Genomic DNA, 18,323 nt, shown 5'->3' on the forward strand with positions numbered 1-18,323 from the left:
CCACAACGATGATCGACCCATGAGCCGCCTTGTCGTCATCTCCAACCGCCTCGCCGATCCCCGCAAACCCGCTGCTGGCGGCCTCGCCGTCGCCCTCGGAGAGGCCCTGAACCAGACAGGCGGGCTGTGGTTTGGCTGGAGCGGCAACGTGGTCGAAGGCGGGACACCCGGCGAGGGTGAACTGCACACGCGGCAGGCTGGTGCCGTCACCCTGGCCACCGTGGACCTGTGCCGCGAAGACCATGACAGCTACTACCATGGCTACAGCAACAGCGTGCTGTGGCCGGTGTTTCACTACCGCCTGGACCTGGCCGACTTCAATGCCAGCTACATCGCGGGCTACCGGCGCGTGAACCAGATGTTTGCGCGCAAGCTGCTGCCGCTCTTGCGCGACGATGACATCCTCTGGGTGCACGACTACCACCTTATTCCGCTGGCCGCCGAGCTGCGTGCCATGGGCTGCAAGCAGCGCATCGGTTTTTTTCTGCACATTCCGATGCCCCCGCCGCTCATCATGGCGGCCATTCCGCAGCACGAGTGGTTGATGCGTTCGCTGTTCGCCTACGACCTGGTGGGCCTGCAGAGCGAGGCCGACGTGTCGCATTTCACACGCTACGTGCGCAACGAAGGCAGCGCCGAGGAGGTGGACGCCCAGCGGCTTCGCGCGTTCGGCGGCACGGTGCAGGTGCAGGCCTTTCCCATCGGCATCGACGTGGACGAATTCACGCGCCTTACGCACGCCCCCGATGCGGTCGAAACGTACGAGAACATGCGCGACGAGTATTCACGCAGGCGCCTGCTGCTGGGCATTGATCGGCTCGACTATTCCAAGGGCATCCCGCACCGCGTGCGCGCGTTCCGCGAGCTGCTGGACCGTTACCCGGAAAACCGCGACAGCGCCACACTCATCATGATCGCCTCGCCCACGCGCGACGACGTCAACGCCTATGCCGACCTGCGCCAGGAGCTGGAGGGCCTGTGCGGCGCGGTGAACGGCGACTATGGCGAACTCGACTGGATGCCGGTGCGCTACATCCACCGGATGGTGGCGCGCAAGCGGGTGCCGGGTCTGTGCCGCGCCGCCGCCGTGGGCTTGGTCACGCCACTGCGCGATGGCATGAACCTGGTGGCCAAAGAGTATGTGGTGGCGCAAGACCCAGACGACCCGGGCGTGCTCGTGTTGTCCCGCTTCGCGGGTGCGGCCGAGCAACTGAAAGAAGCGCTGCTGGTGAACCCCTACGACACCCAAGGCATGGCCGACAGCATCCAGCAGGCGCTGCAAATGCCACTGGCCGAGCGGCAGGCGCGCCACCAGAAACTCATGGCTCGCCTGCGCGAGCACGACGTGCACTGGTGGCGAAAGTCGTTCCTGAAGGCTCTCCAGGCGGCGGGCGACTGACGACCTCCACGCGCCGCCTGGCTAGCCCCGTCGCGCGCAGCGAAGGCTCAGAGCAACTTCGTCAGCAGGCTCAACACAAAGCTCAGAAGCAGCGTCGAAGCCAAAGGCACGTCCCAGTCCCGGCCGAGCCAGCGAAAGCGCAGGTCGCCAGGCAAGCGGCCAAACCCCATGCGCCGAAGCAGGGGCGAGAGCCAGCTCAGCAACATCAGAGCCAGAAAGACGACAAGAAGCCAGCGGATCATGCCCACAGTGTAGGGCGGCAGGTCCTTTCAGCGCCTCTCGACGCACATGCAGGCGCAGCGCTGCCGCACTGGGGTCTTCCCCCTTGAGGAAGGAAGCCTCACAAACGAATCAGGGGCCTTCGTTCTTTCAGCGCTGGACGCCCCAGCGGCGCACGGTGAGCCGCTCCAGCGTGTGAAAGCCCAGGCTCTCCACCGCCAGGCCGATCAGGATCACCAGCACCAGGCCCGCGAACACCTTGTCGGTGTAGAGCTCGTTGCGGTTCTGGAAGATGTACCAGCCCAGGCCCCCCTTGCCCGACGACGCGCCGAACACCAGCTCGGCCGCGATCAGCGTGCGCCAGGCAAAGGCCCAGCCGATCTTCAGGCCCGACAGGATGGACGGCAGCGCGGCCGGCACCAGGATCTGCAGCACGTAGCGGATGCCGGTGAGGCCGTAGTTGCGGCCAGCCATGCGCAGCGTCTCGGGCACGGACTGAAAACCCGCATAGGTGTTGAGCGCCAGCGGCCACAGCACCGAATGGATGAGCACGAACACCAGGCTGCCCTGCCCCAGGCCGAACCACAGCAGCGCCAGCGGCAACAGCGCGATGGCGGGCAGGGGGTTGAACATGGAGGTCAGCGTGGACAGCAGGTCGCGCCCGAACTGGGTGGACACGGCCAGCGTGGTGAGCACGAAGGCCCCGAAGATGCCAGCAAGATAGCCCTTGAGCAGCACCGACAGCGAGATCGCCGTCTTGGCGATCAGCTCGCCCGAGGCCAGGCCCTCCACCAATGCCTTGGCGGTCTGCAGGAAGGTGGGCAGCAGCAGGTCGTTGTCCTGCCAGCGCGCCACCACCTCCCACAGCACGGCCAGCACCGCCAGGATCACGAGCTTGCGCACCCAGGCCTGCTGCCAGATGCGCGCGGCCAGCGGCAAGGGTTGCACGGGAGCGATACCGCCCAGCGGCTCCAGGCTGCGCTCGAACTCGGGACGCACGGGAGGGGTCAGCAGGGAGGCGCTCATACGGAAATCTGGAAAGGCAGCGCGCCCGCGGGCCGCTGGGGGAGGATGAGCGGCACGCCACCTTGGCGGCTGGGCGCCAGGGCCTCGGCATCGGCCTGCACCGATCCTGGCACCGCGCCGGCGGCGGGCTCGTCGAACAGCAGCCGGTGGATGCGCTGGGCCGTGGCCTGGAATTCGGTACCGCCCAGGCTGTGCAGCCCGAATTGGTGGCTGTTGACCTCGGCGCGCAGCCGCCCCGGATGCGGCGAGAGGATTGCGATGCGGTTGCCCACCACCAGCGCCTCCTCGATGGAGTGCGTGACGAAGATCAGCGTGAAGCGGAACTCGTCCCACAGCGAGAGCAGTTCTTCCTGCATGCGCCGGCGCGTGAGGGCGTCGAGCGCGGCGAAGGGTTCGTCCATCAGCAGCACCTGGGGCTGCATGGCCAGCGCGCGCGCAATGGCCACGCGCTGCTTCATGCCGCCCGACAGCTGGTGCGGGTGCACGTCGGCGAACTTCGTGAGACCCACCTTGTCGATGTAGAGCGCCGCACGTTCGGCGGCCTCCTTGCGGCCCACGCTGCGCGAGGCCAGCAGCGGAAACATCACGTTGTCGCGCACGGTCTTCCACGGCGGTAGCTGGTCGAACTCCTGGAACACCACCACCCGGTCGGGCCCGGGCCGCGTGACGGCACGGCCGTTGAGCAGGATCTGGCCCTCGCTCGGAGCAATGAATCCAGCAATGGATTTGAGCAGCGTGGATTTGCCGCAGCCCGAGGCCCCGAGCAGCACGAAGCGGTCGCCTTTATGCACGTCGAAGCCCACGCGGTGCGTGGCGCGTACCACGCGCTCGCGCGTGCGGTAGTCAATGCTCACGCCCTGCACCTGTAGCAACGCGGTATCGGCAGGGACTGGCACGGCAGCGGCACGGCTCTCGCCCACGGTCAGGCCCAGTGCCTCGTCCTCCAGCGCCGTGCGTTCGCTCTGCAGCGGGGGTGAAAAGGGCCCCAGGCGGATGGTGTGCTCGCTCATGCCAGGAGGCTCACTCAGTTGCCAGACGCCGTGAGCGCGTCTTCAAAGAAGTAGTCCTTGAGCGCGGTCGGCTGGTTCTTGATGGCGCCCACGCGGTGCAGGAACTGGCCCATGCCCAGCGTGTTCTCGGGGCGCACCTTGAACTGCACCTCGGGGTTCTGGATGATCTTGAGCAGCAGGCCCCGGTCGGTGTTGCCGCCCGATACCTTGAGGTAGATGTCGGCCGCCTTCTCGGGGTTGGCGGCGACGAATTTCGCGGCTTCATCGAGCGCATCGACGAAGGCCTTGTAGGTCTTGGGGCTCTCGGCGCGGAATTTCTCGGTGGCGTAGAGCACGGTGGCCGATGCCGGGCCGCCCAGAACGTCGTACGAGTTGAGGACGATCTTTGCCTTGGGGTTGCCGGCCAGTTCCTGCTCCTGGAAAGGCGGGTTGCCGAAGTGGCCGGTGATCTCGGTGCCGCCCTTGATGATGGCGGCCGCCGCGTCGGGGTGCGGCAAGGCCACCTGGTTCTTGTCCAGGCGGTTGAACTCCTTGTCGCCCCAGAGCTTGGCCGAGGCCATCTGCAGCACGCGCGACTGCACCGACACACCGACGGCCGGCAGCGCGATGCGGTCCTTGTCGGTGAAGTCGGCAATGGTCTTCACGGCCGGGTTGTTGCTCACCAGGTAGTAGGGAAAGTTGCCCAGCGAGGCCACGCCCTTGACGTTCTGGCGGCCCTTGGTGCGGTCCCACAGCGTGAACAGCGGGCCCACGCCGGCACCGGCGATGTCGATGTTGCCCGACAGCAGTGCATCGTTGACGGCCGAGCCGCCCGACAGTTGCAGGAACTCGACCTTGATGTCCACACCCGCGGCCTTGCCGTGCTTCTCGATCAGCTTGTTCTCCTGCGCCACGTTGAGCAGCAGGTAGACGATGCCGAACTGCTGCGCGATGCGCAGCTGCCCTTCGGCCGCGTAGGCCGGGGCAGAAAGACCGAGGCTTGTCAGCACAAGGCCCGTGGCCGTGAGCCATCCGGCGGTCTTGCGGCCCAAGGTCCTGCGGTCAAAAAAGTGGCGGGTTGGAGAGGTCATGACTATCTTTCAGATCAAAAAAACAAGCAAAAAATCGCCCCAGCGCTTATTTGATAAGCGCTTCAAGCTATCAAAAACAGAGCGAACTCAGAAAGGCAGGTTGCCTTCGATGGTGGTGCGGTAGAGCTTGCGGCGTTCGGTGTCTGGCGTGCCCGCAGCGAGGTGCATGACAGACCGGTTGTCCCAGAACACCAGGTCGTGCGGCTGCCACTGGTGGCGGTAGGTGAACTCGGGGCGCACGCTGGCAGCGAACAGCTCGGCCAGCAAGGCTTGGCTTTCGTCCTCGGGCAGGCCCACGATGCGGGTGGTGAAGTGCTCGCTCACGAACAGCGCCTTGCGCCCCGTCTCAGGATGGATGCGCACCACGGGGTGGATGGAAGGCGCCACCTCATCGATCTGCGCCTGGGTCAGCTTGGGACGCCAGGGGCTGCGAGCGCGCAGTTCCTCGTACTTGGCCAGGTAGCTGTGCTCGGCCTTGAGCGGCGCGATGCGGGTCTTCAGATCTTCGGGCAGCGCATCGTAGGCAGCATGCTGGTCGGCGAACAGGGTGTCGCCGCCTTCGCCCGGCAGCTCCTGTGCGTGCAGCAGCGAACCCAGGCTGGGCTTGTCCTTGTACGACAGGTCCGAATGCCAGTAGTGGCCCGCGTCGCCCAGGCCGATGGGCTGGCCAGCTGCGTCCTTGATGTTGGAGACGATCAGGATTTCAGGATGGTCCGCGAGCTGGAAGTTCTTGAGCACGTGGATCTGCAGCGGCCCGAACAGGCGGCTGAAATCGATGTGCTGGCGCGGCGTGATGCGCTGGTCGCGGAACACCAGCACATGGTGGTCCAGGTGCGCGCGGTGGATGCGCGCGAAGTCCTCCCGGCCCAGCGGGCGCGCCAAGTCCAGGCCCAGCACCTCGGCGCCCAGCGGGCCGGCAGCACCTGCCACGGTGCGGATCACCAGACCTTGCGGCGGCGCGTCGCCGGCAACGGCGGACAGGGGATGGGAAGCGGGTGAAAGGACGGCCGACATGGGAACCTCGTGGGGAATCTGGGCATATGTGCCCCTGAGACCTTCACTCTAGGTCGCGCCGCTTATTCTGGGAACGAATGTTTTCTCAGTTATTAACAACCAAAACAGCTAAGCATCGGCCGCCTTGCGCCCCCTTCAAGCACCCTGCAGGCGCTGGAGCGCCAGCGCGTGCAGCGCCGGGGTGGCAGCCGCCACCACCCTGCCGTCCGAGTCGACCGAGAGCGCACGGCCCTGCCAATCGGTGATGCAGCCGCCGGCCCCTTCAACCAGGCACACCAGCGAGAGGTAGTCGTAAGGCTGCAGGCCCGCCTCGACCACCAGGTCCACATGCCCGGCCGCAAGCTGGGCGTACGAATAGCAGTCGCCCCCGAACCGCCGCAGCGCACATTCGCGGCTCAGCGCATCGAAGCGGCGCCATTCGTCGGCCGCGAAGGCATCGGGCGAGGTGGTGTAGATGCGCGCCTGCGCCAGTGCCTGGCAGGTGCTTGCGCGCACCGTGTGGCCGTTGCATTGCGTGCCCTCGCCGGCCACGCCCACCCAGCGCTCGCCCAGCGCCGGCATGTCCATCAGGCCCAGCAACGGCCGGCCCTCGTGCAGCAAGGCCACCAGCGTGCCCCACAGCGGGGAGCCGGTGATGAAACTCTTGGTGCCGTCGATAGGGTCGATCACCCACAGATGGGGCGCCTCCAGCCGCTCGCGGCCATGCTCCTCGCCCAGGATGCCGTGGTCCGGGCACTGTGCGTGCAGCACGGCACGCATGGCGGCCTCGGTTTCGCGGTCTGCCACGGTCACGGGGCTTTCGTCCGATTTGGTGAGCACGTCCAGGGGCGTGCGGAAGTAGCGCATCGACGGAGCGCGCGCCGCATCCGCCATCGCCAGCGCGATGGGCACGAACGAGGCTCCGCCGAGGACGGCAGGGGAAGGGGTGGTGCTGTTCATGGGAATAGGCCGGTCAGGGCAATGGAGGTTGGACGGAGCCCATCGGCGGACCTCGGCACGCAGCGCGAAGGACCCAGCGGTTGGCATATTTAGTGCTTGTGTATTTTCGTGCAAAAACAATAATTAGCACAAGTGCAATAAAACGCACAAACATGGTGAGAGTCCTGCGGCCCGCCGCCCCAACTTCTTGCAACGCACCGTTCTGGAGAAATTCATGCTGACCCACTCCCCCGCTCTTTCGGCCTTGCGGTTTCTTGCGCTGTGCGGCGTGCTCGCCAGCGGCCTGCCGGCAGTACATGCAGGCACCGTCACCGCCTACACCGCCCTCGAAGAAGACGAAATCAAGGAATACGTCGCCGCCGCCAAGAAGGACATGCCCGACGTGGACGTGAAGGTGCTGCGCCTGTCCACCGGCGACCTGGGAGCGCGCATCCTGGCCGAGGCCAGCAACCCGCAGCACGACGTGATCTGGGGCTGGGCGCTCACCAACACCCTTGATCCGCGCATCACGGCACTGCTGGAGCCCTACGCGGCCAAAGGCAGCGACAAGCTGGCCGCCAAGGACAAGGCGGCCGACGGCAAGTGGTTCACCACCACCGGCTACATGGCCGCCTTCTGCGTGAACACCGAAGTGCTCAAGGCCAAGAACCTGCCCATGCCCCAGTCGTGGAAGGACCTGACCAACCCCGTCTACAAGGGCGAGGTGGTCATGCCCAACCCGGTGTCGTCGGGCACGGGCTACCTGCAGATCGCGGCGCTGCTGCAGTCCAAGGGCACGGACGAAGGCTGGAAGTTCCTCAAGGCGCTGGACGGCAACGTGGCCCAGTACATCAAGTCGGGCTCGCGCCCCTGCAAGGCCGCGCGGGCGGGCGAGTTCGCCATCGGCACCTCGCTGGCGTTCGCGGCCATGCAGTCGGTGGAAGAAGGCTTCCCGCTGAAGATGGTCATCCCGACCGACGGAGCGGGCTATGAGCTCGAAGCCTCGGGCCTCATGGCAGCCTCGAAGAACAAGGCCGATGCCAAGCGCTTTCTCGACTGGACGCTGTCGCCCGGCGCCGCAGCGCTGTACACCAAGTACAAGGAAATCGTGACCATCCCCGGCGCGCCCCAGTCCAAGGCGGCCAAGGCAGCCGGCCTGCCGGCGGACCTGTCCAAGACCCTGTACCCGATGGATTTCGCCAAGTCGGCCAAGGACCGCGACACCATCCTCTCGACCTGGCAAAAGACCATCGGCCGCTGAGCCACGAGCACCGTTTCGACGACCACCCCCGAACCAGAAGGCGCGCGCACCACCATGTCCCTGCAGATCATCGACCTGCACAAGAGTTTCGAGGGCCAGGTGGCGCTCGAACGCATCACGCTTACCGTGGGCAGCGCCGAGTTCGTGTGCCTGCTGGGCCCCAGCGGCTGCGGCAAGACCACGCTGCTGCGCATCGTGGCCGGGCTGCTGCCGGCGGACGGTGGCGCCATCACGCTGGGCGAGCGCAACCTGGCCACATTGCCGGCGCGCGAGCGCGGCTTTGGCATCGTGTTCCAGTCGTACTCTTTGTTCCCGCACATGACAGTGGCACAGAACGTGGGCTACGGCCTGGCCATCCGCCACACGCCTGCCGCGCAAGTGAAGGCCAGGGTAGCGGAGCTGCTGGATACCGTGAAGCTGGCCGATTTCGGCCAGCGCTACCCGGCACAGCTCTCGGGCGGCCAGCAGCAGCGCGTGGCCATCGCACGCGCGCTGGCGGTCAACCCCTCGCTGCTCCTGCTCGACGAGCCCCTGTCGGCGCTGGACGCGCGCGTGCGTGCCGACCTGCGTCATGAGTTGCGCGAAGTGCAGCGGCGCCTGGGTATCCCGACCATCATGGTCACCCACGACCAGGAGGAGGCCATGGCCATGGCCGACCGTGTGGTCTGCATGCACCAGGGCCGCATCGAGCAGGCCGGTACGCCGCAGGAGCTGTACCTGCGCCCGCGCACCCGCTTCGTCGCCAACTTCATGGGGCACAGCAACCTGCTCACCCCGGCGCAGGCGCAGACGCTGCAGCCCGCACTACCCGGCTCGGCACCCGATGGCGTGGCCCTGCTGTGCGTGCGGCCCGAGCGCTTGCGCATCGAGGCGCGCGCCGACGCGCCCGGGCGCGTGCTCGGCACCACCTTCCTGGGCAGCATCCAGCGCGTACAAGTGCGCTGGCAAGAACTCGATCTGCTGGTGGAAACCAGCAGCGCCCAGCCGCTTCAGCCCGGCGATGCCGTGGCCCTGGGCCTGAACGCCGACGACTGCGCCTGGGTGCAGGCATGAGCAGCGCTGCCCTGCCCCCCATGAGTGCAGGCGAACGCTGGCTGCTGCGCGCCTGCCTGTGGCTGCCGCTGGCGGCGCTGGTGCTGTTCTTCGGCATTCCCATGCTGTCCATCGCCTGGCGCAGCGTCGTGCAGGACAGCGGCGGCATCGGCTGGGGCAACTACGCTGCGTTGCTGGACACGCCGGGCGTGTGGCGCGCCCTCTCCAACAGCCTGCTGCTGGGTGCGGTGACCACGGCCGTCACGCTGCTGCTGGCCTTCGTGGTGGCGTACGGGATGGAGCGCACCTGCATGCCGGGGCGCAACTTCGTGGGCATGGCGCTGGCGCTGCCCATGCTGGCCCCTTCGCTGGTGCTGGGCCTGGGGCTGATCTTCCTGCTGGGGCGCAACGGCATCGTCGGCAAGATGCTCGGAGTGCGGCCTGAGATTTACGGCTTCTGGGGCCTGCTGATTGCCGATGTGCTGTACGCCCTGCCCCAGGCGGTGCTGATCGTGCGCACGGCACTTCGCCAGGGCGACGCGCGCCAGCACGACGCCGCCGAGGTGCTGGGGGCCACGCCGTGGCGCCAGTTCCGCGACATCACGCTGCCGCAGGCGCGCTACGGCCTGCTGAGCGCTGCCTTCGTGGTATTCACCATCACCATCACCGATTTCGGCAACGCCGTGGTGATCGGCGGCAACTTCCCCGTGCTGGCCACCGAGATCTACAACCAGGTCAGCGGACAGATGAAGTTCGGCATGGGGGCGGTGGTCGGCCTGCTGCTGCTGGCGCCTGCGGCGCTGTCGATCTTCATCGAGCGCTTTGCGGCACGGCGCGCGGGCGCCGGGGCAGAATCGGCCCTGCCGCCCACACCCACACGCCGGCCCGGCCGCGACACCGCGTTCTTCTTCGCCAACCTGGTCATTGCCGGTTCCATCGTGGCCGTGGTGGCCACCGTCGTGCTGGCCAGCTTCATCCGCCTGTGGCCCTACCGGCTGGACCTGTCGCTCAAGCACTACGACATCACCATTGCGGGCGGCTATGCGCCGCTGTGGACCTCGCTCTGGGTATCGGCCCTGGCCGCCAGCATCGGCACCGCCCTGCTGTTCCTGCTGTGCTTTGGCATACGCCGCCTGCCCGGGCCGGCGGCACGCACGGCCACTTTGCTCTCGGCCTTGCCGGTGGGCGTGCCAGGGCTGGTGCTGGGGCTGGCCTACGTGTTCACCTTCAACGCGGGCGGCATGCCCTGGGGCCTCTTGTACGGCACGGCCATTCTGCTCGCGCTGTGCAACTACTATCACTATCACACGCAAGGCTTCGTGACCATGATGACCGGCATGCGCAACGTGCCCGCCACGCTGGAGGACGCCACCACCGTGCTGGGCGGCGGCACCTGGCGCGTGCTGCGCGATGTGGTGCTGCCCGCCCTCATGCCCACGCTGCTGGCGGTGCTGGTGTTCCTGTTCATGCGCTCCATGGTGACCCTGTCGGCCGTGATCTTCCTGATCACCCCGTCGCTGCCCATGGGTGCGGTCACGGTGATGCGGCTGGACGAGGCCGGCTTCACCTCGCAGGCCGCGGCCTTCTCGACCTGCATCATGGCGGTGGTGGGATCGCTGGCACTGGCACTGCACCTGCTGGCGCGCAAGCGTCGGCCCACCCCATGAAGAACGTACACGACAGGACCTGAAGGACATGCTGCAGGAAGAACGATTCATACGCATTCGCACACTGCTGTCGACGCTGTCGCGCGTGGGCTCCGAGCGCATCGCGCAAGAGCTCGGCGTATCGCGCGAGACCGTGCGGCGCGACATCCTCGAACTGGAGGCCCAGGGCGTGCTGCGCCGCGTGCACGGCGGTGTGGTGGCTCCGGGCCCCGAGCCCGAGCCGCCGCTTTCCGTGCGCCAGGCCGTGCGCGAGCGCGAAAAGCGCGCCATCGCCCGCGCCGCGCTGCAGCAGTTGCAACCTGGCCAGACGCTGTTTCTGGATGCCGGCAGCACCACCACCATCCTGGCCGAGGAGCTGTCGGCCTTGTCCGGAATGACGGTGGTGACCAACGGGCTCAACGTGGCCCTCAAGCTGGCCGGGGCCGATGCCGGACGGGCGGCGCGCAACGAGGTGATCCTGCTGGGCGGACGCACCGATCCCGAGGTGCAGGCCACCCATGGCGACACCACGGTGGCAGAAATCCACCGCTACCGGGCCGACGTGGCGCTGCTCTCGCCCGTGGGCGTCCACGGCCAGCACGGTGCCACCAGCTTCGAGCACCGCGAAGCTGCGGTGGCCCGCGCCATGGCAGGCCAGGCTCAGCGCCTGATCGTGCTGGCAGACCACAGCAAGATCGGCCAGGCCAGCCGCGTGGTGTACGCCGGCCTGCCCGACATCGACACCATCATCACCGACACCGGAGCGCGCGCGCTGCCGGGCCTGTCGGCATTGCAAGCGGCGGGCGGCCGCGTCATCATTGCCTGATCTCCCCGGGCCCTTGCGCATGCCAGCCACCTACCACCACACCGTCAGCGGCCAGCGCTGGTCGTTTGGCGACCTGCGCGAGGTGATGGCCAAGGCCACGCCTGCGCGCTCGGGCGACGTGCTGGCCGGCATTGCGGCCGGCTCGGCGGTGGAGCGCATGGCCGCGCGCATGTGTCTGGCCGATGTGCCGCTGGCGCGCTTCCTGAACGAGGCGCTGGTGCCCTACGAGGTCGATGAGGTCACGCGCCTCATCATCGACACACACGACGCGATGGCGTTTGCGCCCATCGCCCACCTCACCGTGGGCGGGCTGCGTGACTGGCTATTGGCCGCAGACACGGCCGCCCTGACCGCCGTGGCACCGGGCCTGACGCCCGAGATGGCGGCCGCCGTGAGCAAGCTCATGCGCAACCAGGACCTGATTGCCGTGGCGCGCAACTGCCGGGTGGTCACGCGCTTTCGCAACACCCTCGGTCTGCCCGGCCACCTGGCCGTGCGCCTGCAGCCCAACCACCCCACGGACGACCTGCGCGGCATCGCGGCGTCGATGGTCGATGGCCTGCTGTACGGCGCGGGCGACGCGGTGATCGGCATCAACCCGGCCACGGACAGCATTGCTGCCCTCACGGGGCTGGTGCACATGCTGGACGAAGTCATCACCAAGCTGCAGATCCCCACGCAGTCGTGTGTGCTCACGCACGTGACGAACACGGTGCAGATGATCGAGCAGGGCGCGCCGGTGGACCTGGTGTTCCAGTCCATCGCCGGCACCGAAAAAGCCAACGCCGGCTTCGGCGTGAACCTGGCCTTGTTGCACGAGGCGCGCCAGGCCGCCCTGTCCCTGAAGCGGGGCACGCTGGGCGACAACGTGATGTATTTCGAGACCGGCCAGGGCAGCGCGCTGTCGGCCAACGCCCACCATGGCGTGGACCAGCAGACCTGCGAGGCCCGGGCCTACGGCGTAGCGCGTGCGTTCTCGCCGCTGCTCACCAACACGGTGGTCGGCTTCATCGGGCCCGAGTATTTGTACGACGGCAAGCAGATCATCCGCGCCGGCCTGGAAGACCATTTCTGCGGCAAGCTGCTGGGCGTGCCGCTGGGCTGCGACGTCTGCTACACCAACCATGCCGAGGCCGATTCGGACGACATGGACACACTGATGACGCTGCTGGGCGTGGCGGGACTGACCTTCATCATGGGCGTGCCGGGCGCCGACGACATCATGCTCAACTACCAGAGCACCTCGTTCCACGACGCGCTGTACCTGCGCGAGGTGCTGGGCCTCCAGCGCGCGCCCGAATTCGAGGCCTGGCTGCAGCGCATGCACCTGGCCGATGGCACGGGCCGGCTGCTGCCCGCCGCGCAGCAGCAGGCCGCCATTGCGCAGCTGCGGCAGATCGGGATGCAGAGATGAGCGAGTCAACCCCTATCACCGGCCCTTTACCCGACCCCTGGGATGACCTGCGCGCCCACACCGCCGCGCGGCTGGCGCTGGGCCGCGCGGGCACGGCCGTCCCCACGCGCGAGCTGCTCAGCTTTGGCCTGGCCCACGCCCAGGCGCGCGATGCCGTGCACCTGCAGCTCGACGCGGACGCGCTGGCGGCGCAACTCAGGGAGTTGGGCTGCAGCACGCTGCAGGTCGCCAGCGCCGCGCCCGACCGCGCCACCTACCTGCTGCGGCCCGACCTCGGCCGACGGCTTGGCGATGCGGATGTGGAGCGGCTGCGCGGCCTGGGGCATGGCCACACACACTGCGACCTGCTTGTGGTCGTGGCCGACGGGCTCTCGTCCCTGGCCGTCGAACGCAACACCGTGCCCCTCGTGGAAACCATCGTGCGCACCGCGCCGCAGGGCTGGCAGATCGGCCCGGTGGTCGTCGCCACCCAGGCCCGCGTGGCACTGGGCGACGAGGTGGGCGCGCTGCTGGGCGCACGCATGGTCGCGGTGCTGATCGGCGAACGCCCGGGCCTGAGCTCGCCCGACAGCCTGGGCATCTACCTCACCTGGCACCCGCAGGTGGGCCGCAGCGACGCCGAGCGCAACTGCATCTCCAACGTGCGGGCCGAGGGGCTGGCGCCGTCGGCTGCCGCAGCACGCCTATGGTGGCTGTGCCGGGAGGCCCGGCGCCTTGCCCTGACGGGCGTGGGCCTGAAGGACCGCAGTGATGCGGTGACGATCCCGACAGCGGACGTTCCTGGCACGCTGGGCGCACCGGGCAGCTATCCGGTTACGTGAAGTGGATGAAATGCGCCGATGACCACGCCTTGCTGTCGTCGCGCTGGCGCCCGTGGAAGTACACCGGCCGAAAGCCAAAGGCGGCGTTTTCGGGCGACACCGGCACCACACCCTCCACCGACTGCGGCAGGGGCACGTCGGTCAGGCGCTCCAGCGCCACAAAGAGTTCCGTGCCGCCCAGATCGAGCTGCAGGCGCCCCGCTTGCACCAGCTCGGCCCCGGAGACCTCCCAGTGGAAGTCTGGGCGGTGCACGAACGGGTTGCGCTGCAGCGGATCACCCACCTTGATGAAGCTGTCGATGGTGCCGCTCACCACGATGCGCAGATCCGCCAGCTGGCTGACCTCGATCTCGATGCTGTCGGCGTCGCCATAGGTGTCGCTGCGAAAACCCAGTTCCGTGGGCCCTGCGCGCCAGGCCGATTCTTCGGCATGCTCGAAGCCATGGCTGCGAAAGCCCAGCACCGTGCCGCCCAGCACCTGAATGCGCCCCTGCCATGCGGCCCAGCGGTAGCGGTCGGGGATGCGTGCACCGCCCCAGCGCAGGCGGATGCGCCGCTCCGAGTAGCCCAGCTCGCGGTGCAGGTCGCGCTCCCAGATGCGGCCCGTGTGGTCGTAGGCGGCCAGGTATTCCCAGCCGCTCTGGCCCAGGAACTGGTATTCCACCGGGGCCTCGCCCTGCCAGTCGAACGCATCGCCCTGGCGGTGCGGCCCTACACGGGTGATGACCGCAGCGTGCTCCCCCGTGGTGGCCCAGGTATGGCGCGCGCGCAGGGCACGGCCTACGCTGGCGCGGTCCAGCTGGTCGGCCAATACGCCGGTGAGCCCACCGTGCACGCCAAACACCTGCACCCCCGGCGCCCCCCCGCCGGGGCGCCCCCGGTGCTCATCGCTGCTGGCGGCCACGCCCAGCTGGTAGCCGCGCCGGATCACGTCCTGGTAAAGCCAGCCGAAATGCCCCCAGGTGGAGGCGATTTCCACCAGGCGTTCGAGGCCCGGGTGGTGCCAGTCGGGGATGTAGCGGCGCCCGCCCACATGGGGCATGACGAGGTGGTTTTCCGCATCGTCCGCGTACGCGGCCCACAGCTCCTGCACCGGCCAGCGGCCCAGGCTCACGCCCGTGCCTTTCATGTCCTCGTTCCACACAAAGGTGCGGTTGTGTTCGCCGCGTTCGTTGTGCGGAAAGCCTGGCGTGGCATCGCCCAGGAACACCACGTTGTGGTCGCCACCGGCCGTGGAGCTGCCGCACCATTCCTGCACCGCATAGGCCACGAACTCGCCCGGCACGTTGGCCGCCTGCACGGCCTCCAGACCCACGCGCCAGTTGTGGTCGGTGATCTGGAAGTCGTTGGCCGTGTAGCCAAAGATGTCCACGCCGCCGATCTCGCGGGCGTAGGCCGCGTTGTAGCCCGGGCTGTTGGTGCCCACGGTGTCGTGGGCATGCACGTGCAGGTCGGCGTAGAAGGGCCGTGCGGTGGGGAAGGCGGCAGACACATCCACCGCAAACCGCGCGGCCGGCACCTGGGGTGCGCCGGGCAGGTGGGCCTCGATCTCGTAGTGCCCCTCGGGCAGGCGCAGCGCCTGCTCGCCCGCCAAGCCGGTGCTGGCCCAGCCGTCGGCGGCAAAGGCGAGCGGCGCCTCCTGCACCATGGCGCCGGCCTGCAGCACCCGCACCTGCAGGGGCTGCGGCCAGTCGCGCACGATGTTGCCCCAGCGGTCCAGCGCCGACACGCGCAGCGGCAGCGGCTGGCCCGGCTGCGCATAACGCGGCGCGTTCAAAAAGAGCTGCGACGCGGGGCCGTGCGCGACACGCAGCACCACGTCGTCGGGCACCGCCACGAACCGCGAGGTGCCCAGCGGGTCCACGTAGAAGCGCACATGGAAGGCGTCTTCCACAAAGGTCTGCACGCGCGTGCCCGGGCCGCCCCGGCGCCGGTCGCCCAGGCGAATGATGATGTGGTCCCCAGCGTTGAGGTAGCCGTCCACCACGTCCACGATCACGGCCTTCTGGTAGGGCCGCTCATGGCCTTTCTGGTCAAACCGCACGGCCAGGGACTGCACCGACGCGGGGCTCTGGCCCGGCAGCAGAGGGCCGGCCTGGTATTCGGCGCTGATGAAGTTGGCGCCGCTGGGGTCGCTGGTCTGGAACAAGGCCCAGTCCGAATAGAACTTGAACGTGGCCTTGATACATGCGCCGTCGGCCACGCCGGAAGCGCCGACCTCGAAGTCCAGGATGATTTCCTGCCAGCTGCCCGCCTCGACGGCGGTGGTGTGGCAGGCGACGCGGCCAATGAACGGCTGCGCCTTGCTGTGGGCGTACAGGCCAGCGGGCGCGTGGTGCAGCCCGGCGGCGGGGATCGCGGGGTCGTGCTGCAGGGCAGGAAAGGGGTGGACTGGAAGCAATGCACTCATGCCAGTTACTCCACCCGGATGCCGGCGGACTTGACCAGCGCGGCGTACTTGCGCGTCTCCTGGCCCACAAACGCCGTGAAGCGGCCCTGCGCGTAGCCGGTGGCCCGGATGCCCTGTGCGGCCAGATCGCTGCGCACCTTGGGCTCGGCCAGCACACGGGCCACCTCGGCGCCCATGGCTTCCAGCACGGCGGGCGGTGTGGCTGCGGGGGCAAACAGCCCGAACCAGGTTCCAGCGCGCAGGCCGGGGTAGGTTTCCTCCAGGGTCGGCACGGCCGGCAGCAGCGGGTGGCGGGCCTCCCCGCCGCTGGCCAGGGCCACCAGGCGCCCCGCCTGCACGTGGGCCAGCGCGGGGCCCACGGCGATGAACATCACATCCACCTGCCCCGCCACCACGTCGGCCAGGCCCACCGGGCCACCCCGGTAGGGAATGTGTGTGACGTAGATGCCGGCCTGCTGCTTGAGCAGCTCGGCCGCAAAGTGCTGGGGGCTGCCGTTGCCCGCAGAGGCGTAGTTGTACTGGCCCGGGCGGGCCTTGGCGGCGCGCACCAGGTCGGCCACGGTCTTGAAGCCTGTTTTGGGGTGGGCCACCAGCAAAAAGTCCGTCTCGCCCAGGGACACCACGGGCACGAGATCACGTCGGGGGTCGTAGGGCAGGCTGGCCGAGAGCGTGGGCAGGATGGTGATGGGGCCATCGGCCCCTGCGAGCAGGGTGTAGCCGTCGGGTGCCGCCTTGGCCACGGCATCCACGGCAATCACGCCGCCCGCACCAGCGCGGTTGTCCACCACCACCGGCTGGCCCAGGTTTTCTGCCAGGCGGGCGCCCACACGCCGCGTCACCACATCGAGGGCACTGCCCGGCGTGTTGTGCACCAGCACGCGGATGGGTTTGTTGGGGTAGCCATCGGCGTAGGCCGGTGTGAAAACCACGGCGCTGGCCAGCAGGCACAGCGGCAGGAGGGGGCGGAACAAAGCGCGCATGGCGGACGCCGGTGGAGCACCGGCCGTGGAAGCAAGAAGCCACCGAGCGTAGGCAGCACCCCGCTGTCCACCAACGAAGTTTCTCGCAGACCCTTATGCGCCGAACAGATATGGCAGGACAACGCGGCGTGGCGCACGCCTGGCGGCTACAGCCGGTGCGACCGGTCGCCGCGCACAAACCCCACGGGCTCCCACGCCTCGCCCGCGCCCAGGGCCAGCACCTTGAACAGCTCGCCCATCTCATGTTCCATGATCAATTTGGCCGCTGTCGCCCGCTGTGCTTGCGGCAGCAGCTCCATTTTTGATAGCAAACCGCAGTTGATGAGAAAGTGCGCCTGCGTGGTATAGCCCAGCACCTGCAGCCCCGCATCCTGCGCGGCCAGCGCCATGGCGGTGAAGTTGACGTGGGCCGTGATGTCCTTCAAGCCCACCGCCACCAGCGGGTCGCCGTCGGCCAGATGGCCCTGGTGGCACATCACGGTGCCCATGTGGCGCTGGGGGTGGTAGTACTCGCTTTCGCCAAAACCATAGTCCAGCAAAAAGGCCGCGCCACGCGTGAGCCGGTCGGCCAGCGTGCGGACGAAGCCCTCGCCCTGGGCGTGGATCTCGGTCAGGTAGTCCTGCGGGCCTTCGATGTCCACGGGCGGGCGCAGGCCGGTGGGGCGGTCGGCCCAGGCAAAGCTGCCATCGCCTTGCACCACCACGCCGCGCTCGTGCCACACCCCACCCTGCTGGCCGCCGTGGCGGGCGAGCAGCTGCACGGGCATCGCATCGAGCACCTCGTTGCCCACCACCACACCGCTGAACGTTTCGGGCAGTGCATCCACCCAGCGCAGCTTGTGGGCATGCGCCACCAGCTTGGCCTGCTGGCGCGCCCGCAGGCTGCCCGACAGATCGACGATGGTGTAGCGCTGCACCTGGTCGCCCAGGGCGTCCAGCAGTTGCAGCGCCAGCGCGCCCGAGCCCGCACCAAACTCCCACACCTCATTGGTACCGGTGTGCGCCAGGGCCTCGCCCACCTGCACGGCCAGCGTCTGGCCGAACAACGGTGTCATCTCGGGCGCGGTCACAAAGTCGCTGCCCGACTCGGGCATGGCGCCGAATTTGGTGGAATCGTTGGCGTAGTAGCCCAGGCCGGGCGTGTACAGGGCCAAGGCCATGAAGCGGTCAAAACCCAGCCATCCGCCCTCGGCGGCAATGGCCCGGGCAATGTGCTGGTGCAGGGCGGTCGTTAAACTGTCGGGTCTTTGGGTCACGGCCCGCATTGTCTCCCACCC

16 protein-coding genes are annotated in these 18,323 nt (G+C 68.2%); 7 read left to right on the forward strand and 9 right to left on the reverse strand.

Going from position 1 to position 18,323, the window contains the following annotated elements:
* Nucleotides 1-19 precede the first annotated feature (19 nt).
* Complete coding sequence (gene otsA / locus ASE52_RS22395; RefSeq protein ID WP_057229312.1) at nucleotides 20-1,399, forward strand: alpha,alpha-trehalose-phosphate synthase (UDP-forming); 1,380 nt, start codon at nucleotides 20-22, stop codon at nucleotides 1,397-1,399.
* A gap of 47 nt (nucleotides 1,400-1,446) precedes the next feature.
* On the opposite strand, the gene ASE52_RS22400 is transcribed toward otsA, so the two are convergent.
* The 6 genes from ASE52_RS22400 to hisN all read right to left on the reverse strand — a co-directional run bounded on the left by ASE52_RS22400 (nucleotide 1,447) and on the right by hisN (nucleotide 6,677).
* Nucleotides 1,447-1,641 (reverse strand): DUF2905 family protein, encoded by a 195-nt coding sequence (locus ASE52_RS22400; protein WP_010462719.1) that lies wholly within the window; start codon nucleotides 1,639-1,641, stop codon nucleotides 1,447-1,449.
* Nucleotides 1,642-1,768: 127 nt separating this feature from the next.
* Nucleotides 1,769-2,644, reverse strand: a complete 876-nt coding sequence (locus tag ASE52_RS22405) for an ABC transporter permease (protein ID WP_007856529.1) — start codon at nucleotides 2,642-2,644, stop codon at nucleotides 1,769-1,771.
* Entirely contained in the window at nucleotides 2,641-3,654 is a 1,014-nt protein-coding gene (locus ASE52_RS22410) for an ABC transporter ATP-binding protein (protein WP_057229314.1), read from the reverse strand. Before ASE52_RS22410 ends, ASE52_RS22405 begins: the two co-directional genes overlap by 4 nt.
* Nucleotides 3,655-3,668: 14 nt before the next feature.
* A complete protein-coding gene (locus tag ASE52_RS22415; protein WP_029413988.1) occupies nucleotides 3,669-4,724 on the reverse strand; it encodes an ABC transporter substrate-binding protein in 1,056 nt (351 codons plus the stop codon).
* Nucleotides 4,725-4,811: 87 nt separating this feature from the next.
* The gene (locus ASE52_RS22420) at nucleotides 4,812-5,738 is read right to left on the reverse strand and encodes a TauD/TfdA family dioxygenase (protein ID WP_057229316.1); all 927 of its coding nucleotides are present in this window, start codon (nucleotides 5,736-5,738) and stop codon (nucleotides 4,812-4,814) included.
* A 135-nt stretch (nucleotides 5,739-5,873) separates the two neighbouring features.
* Complete coding sequence (gene hisN, locus ASE52_RS22425) at nucleotides 5,874-6,677, reverse strand: histidinol-phosphatase (RefSeq protein ID WP_057229318.1); 804 nt, start codon at nucleotides 6,675-6,677, stop codon at nucleotides 5,874-5,876.
* A gap of 214 nt (nucleotides 6,678-6,891) precedes the next feature.
* Between hisN and ASE52_RS22430 the strand changes: the two genes are divergently transcribed.
* Genes ASE52_RS22430 through eutC form a run of 6 tightly spaced genes read left to right on the forward strand, consistent with a single transcriptional unit; the run spans nucleotide 6,892 to nucleotide 13,656 of the window.
* Entirely contained in the window at nucleotides 6,892-7,917 is a 1,026-nt protein-coding gene (locus tag ASE52_RS22430; protein ID WP_082606988.1) for an ABC transporter substrate-binding protein, read from the forward strand.
* 54 nt (nucleotides 7,918-7,971) lie between these two features.
* On the forward strand, nucleotides 7,972-8,970 hold the full coding sequence (locus ASE52_RS22435; RefSeq protein ID WP_057229323.1) for an ABC transporter ATP-binding protein: 999 nt from the start codon (nucleotides 7,972-7,974) through the stop codon (nucleotides 8,968-8,970).
* Nucleotides 8,967-10,616, forward strand: a complete 1,650-nt coding sequence (locus tag ASE52_RS22440) for an ABC transporter permease subunit (protein ID WP_057229325.1) — start codon at nucleotides 8,967-8,969, stop codon at nucleotides 10,614-10,616. The genes ASE52_RS22435 and ASE52_RS22440 overlap by 4 nt, the downstream gene beginning before the upstream one ends.
* A 28-nt stretch (nucleotides 10,617-10,644) precedes the next feature.
* Nucleotides 10,645-11,421, forward strand: a complete 777-nt coding sequence (locus ASE52_RS22445) for a DeoR/GlpR family DNA-binding transcription regulator (RefSeq protein ID WP_057229327.1) — start codon at nucleotides 10,645-10,647, stop codon at nucleotides 11,419-11,421.
* A 19-nt stretch (nucleotides 11,422-11,440) separates the two neighbouring features.
* A complete protein-coding gene (locus ASE52_RS22450) occupies nucleotides 11,441-12,835 on the forward strand; it encodes an ethanolamine ammonia-lyase subunit EutB (RefSeq protein WP_057229329.1) in 1,395 nt (464 codons plus the stop codon).
* Nucleotides 12,832-13,656 (forward strand): ethanolamine ammonia-lyase subunit EutC, encoded by an 825-nt coding sequence (gene eutC / locus ASE52_RS22455; protein WP_057229331.1) that lies wholly within the window; start codon nucleotides 12,832-12,834, stop codon nucleotides 13,654-13,656. The genes ASE52_RS22450 and eutC overlap by 4 nt, the downstream gene beginning before the upstream one ends.
* On the opposite strand, the gene ASE52_RS22460 is transcribed toward eutC, so the two are convergent.
* From ASE52_RS22460 to ASE52_RS22470, 3 genes are all read right to left on the reverse strand, one after another.
* Nucleotides 13,649-16,066: a hypothetical protein gene (locus ASE52_RS22460; RefSeq protein ID WP_082606989.1), complete on the reverse strand. Its 2,418-nt coding sequence runs from the start codon at nucleotides 16,064-16,066 to the stop codon at nucleotides 13,649-13,651. The two genes, eutC and ASE52_RS22460, sit on opposite strands and share 8 nt — an antisense overlap.
* A 5-nt stretch (nucleotides 16,067-16,071) precedes the next feature.
* Entirely contained in the window at nucleotides 16,072-17,046 is a 975-nt protein-coding gene (locus ASE52_RS22465) for a tripartite tricarboxylate transporter substrate binding protein (protein ID WP_057229332.1), read from the reverse strand.
* 146 nt (nucleotides 17,047-17,192) lie between these two features.
* Nucleotides 17,193-18,311: an SAM-dependent methyltransferase gene (locus ASE52_RS22470; RefSeq protein WP_057229334.1), complete on the reverse strand. Its 1,119-nt coding sequence runs from the start codon at nucleotides 18,309-18,311 to the stop codon at nucleotides 17,193-17,195.
* Nucleotides 18,312-18,323: the final 12 nt, after the last annotated feature.

Origin of the sequence: Acidovorax sp. Root275 (assembly GCF_001428965.1) — a bacterium.
Classification (GTDB): domain Bacteria; phylum Pseudomonadota; class Gammaproteobacteria; order Burkholderiales; family Burkholderiaceae_C; genus Acidovorax; species Acidovorax radicis.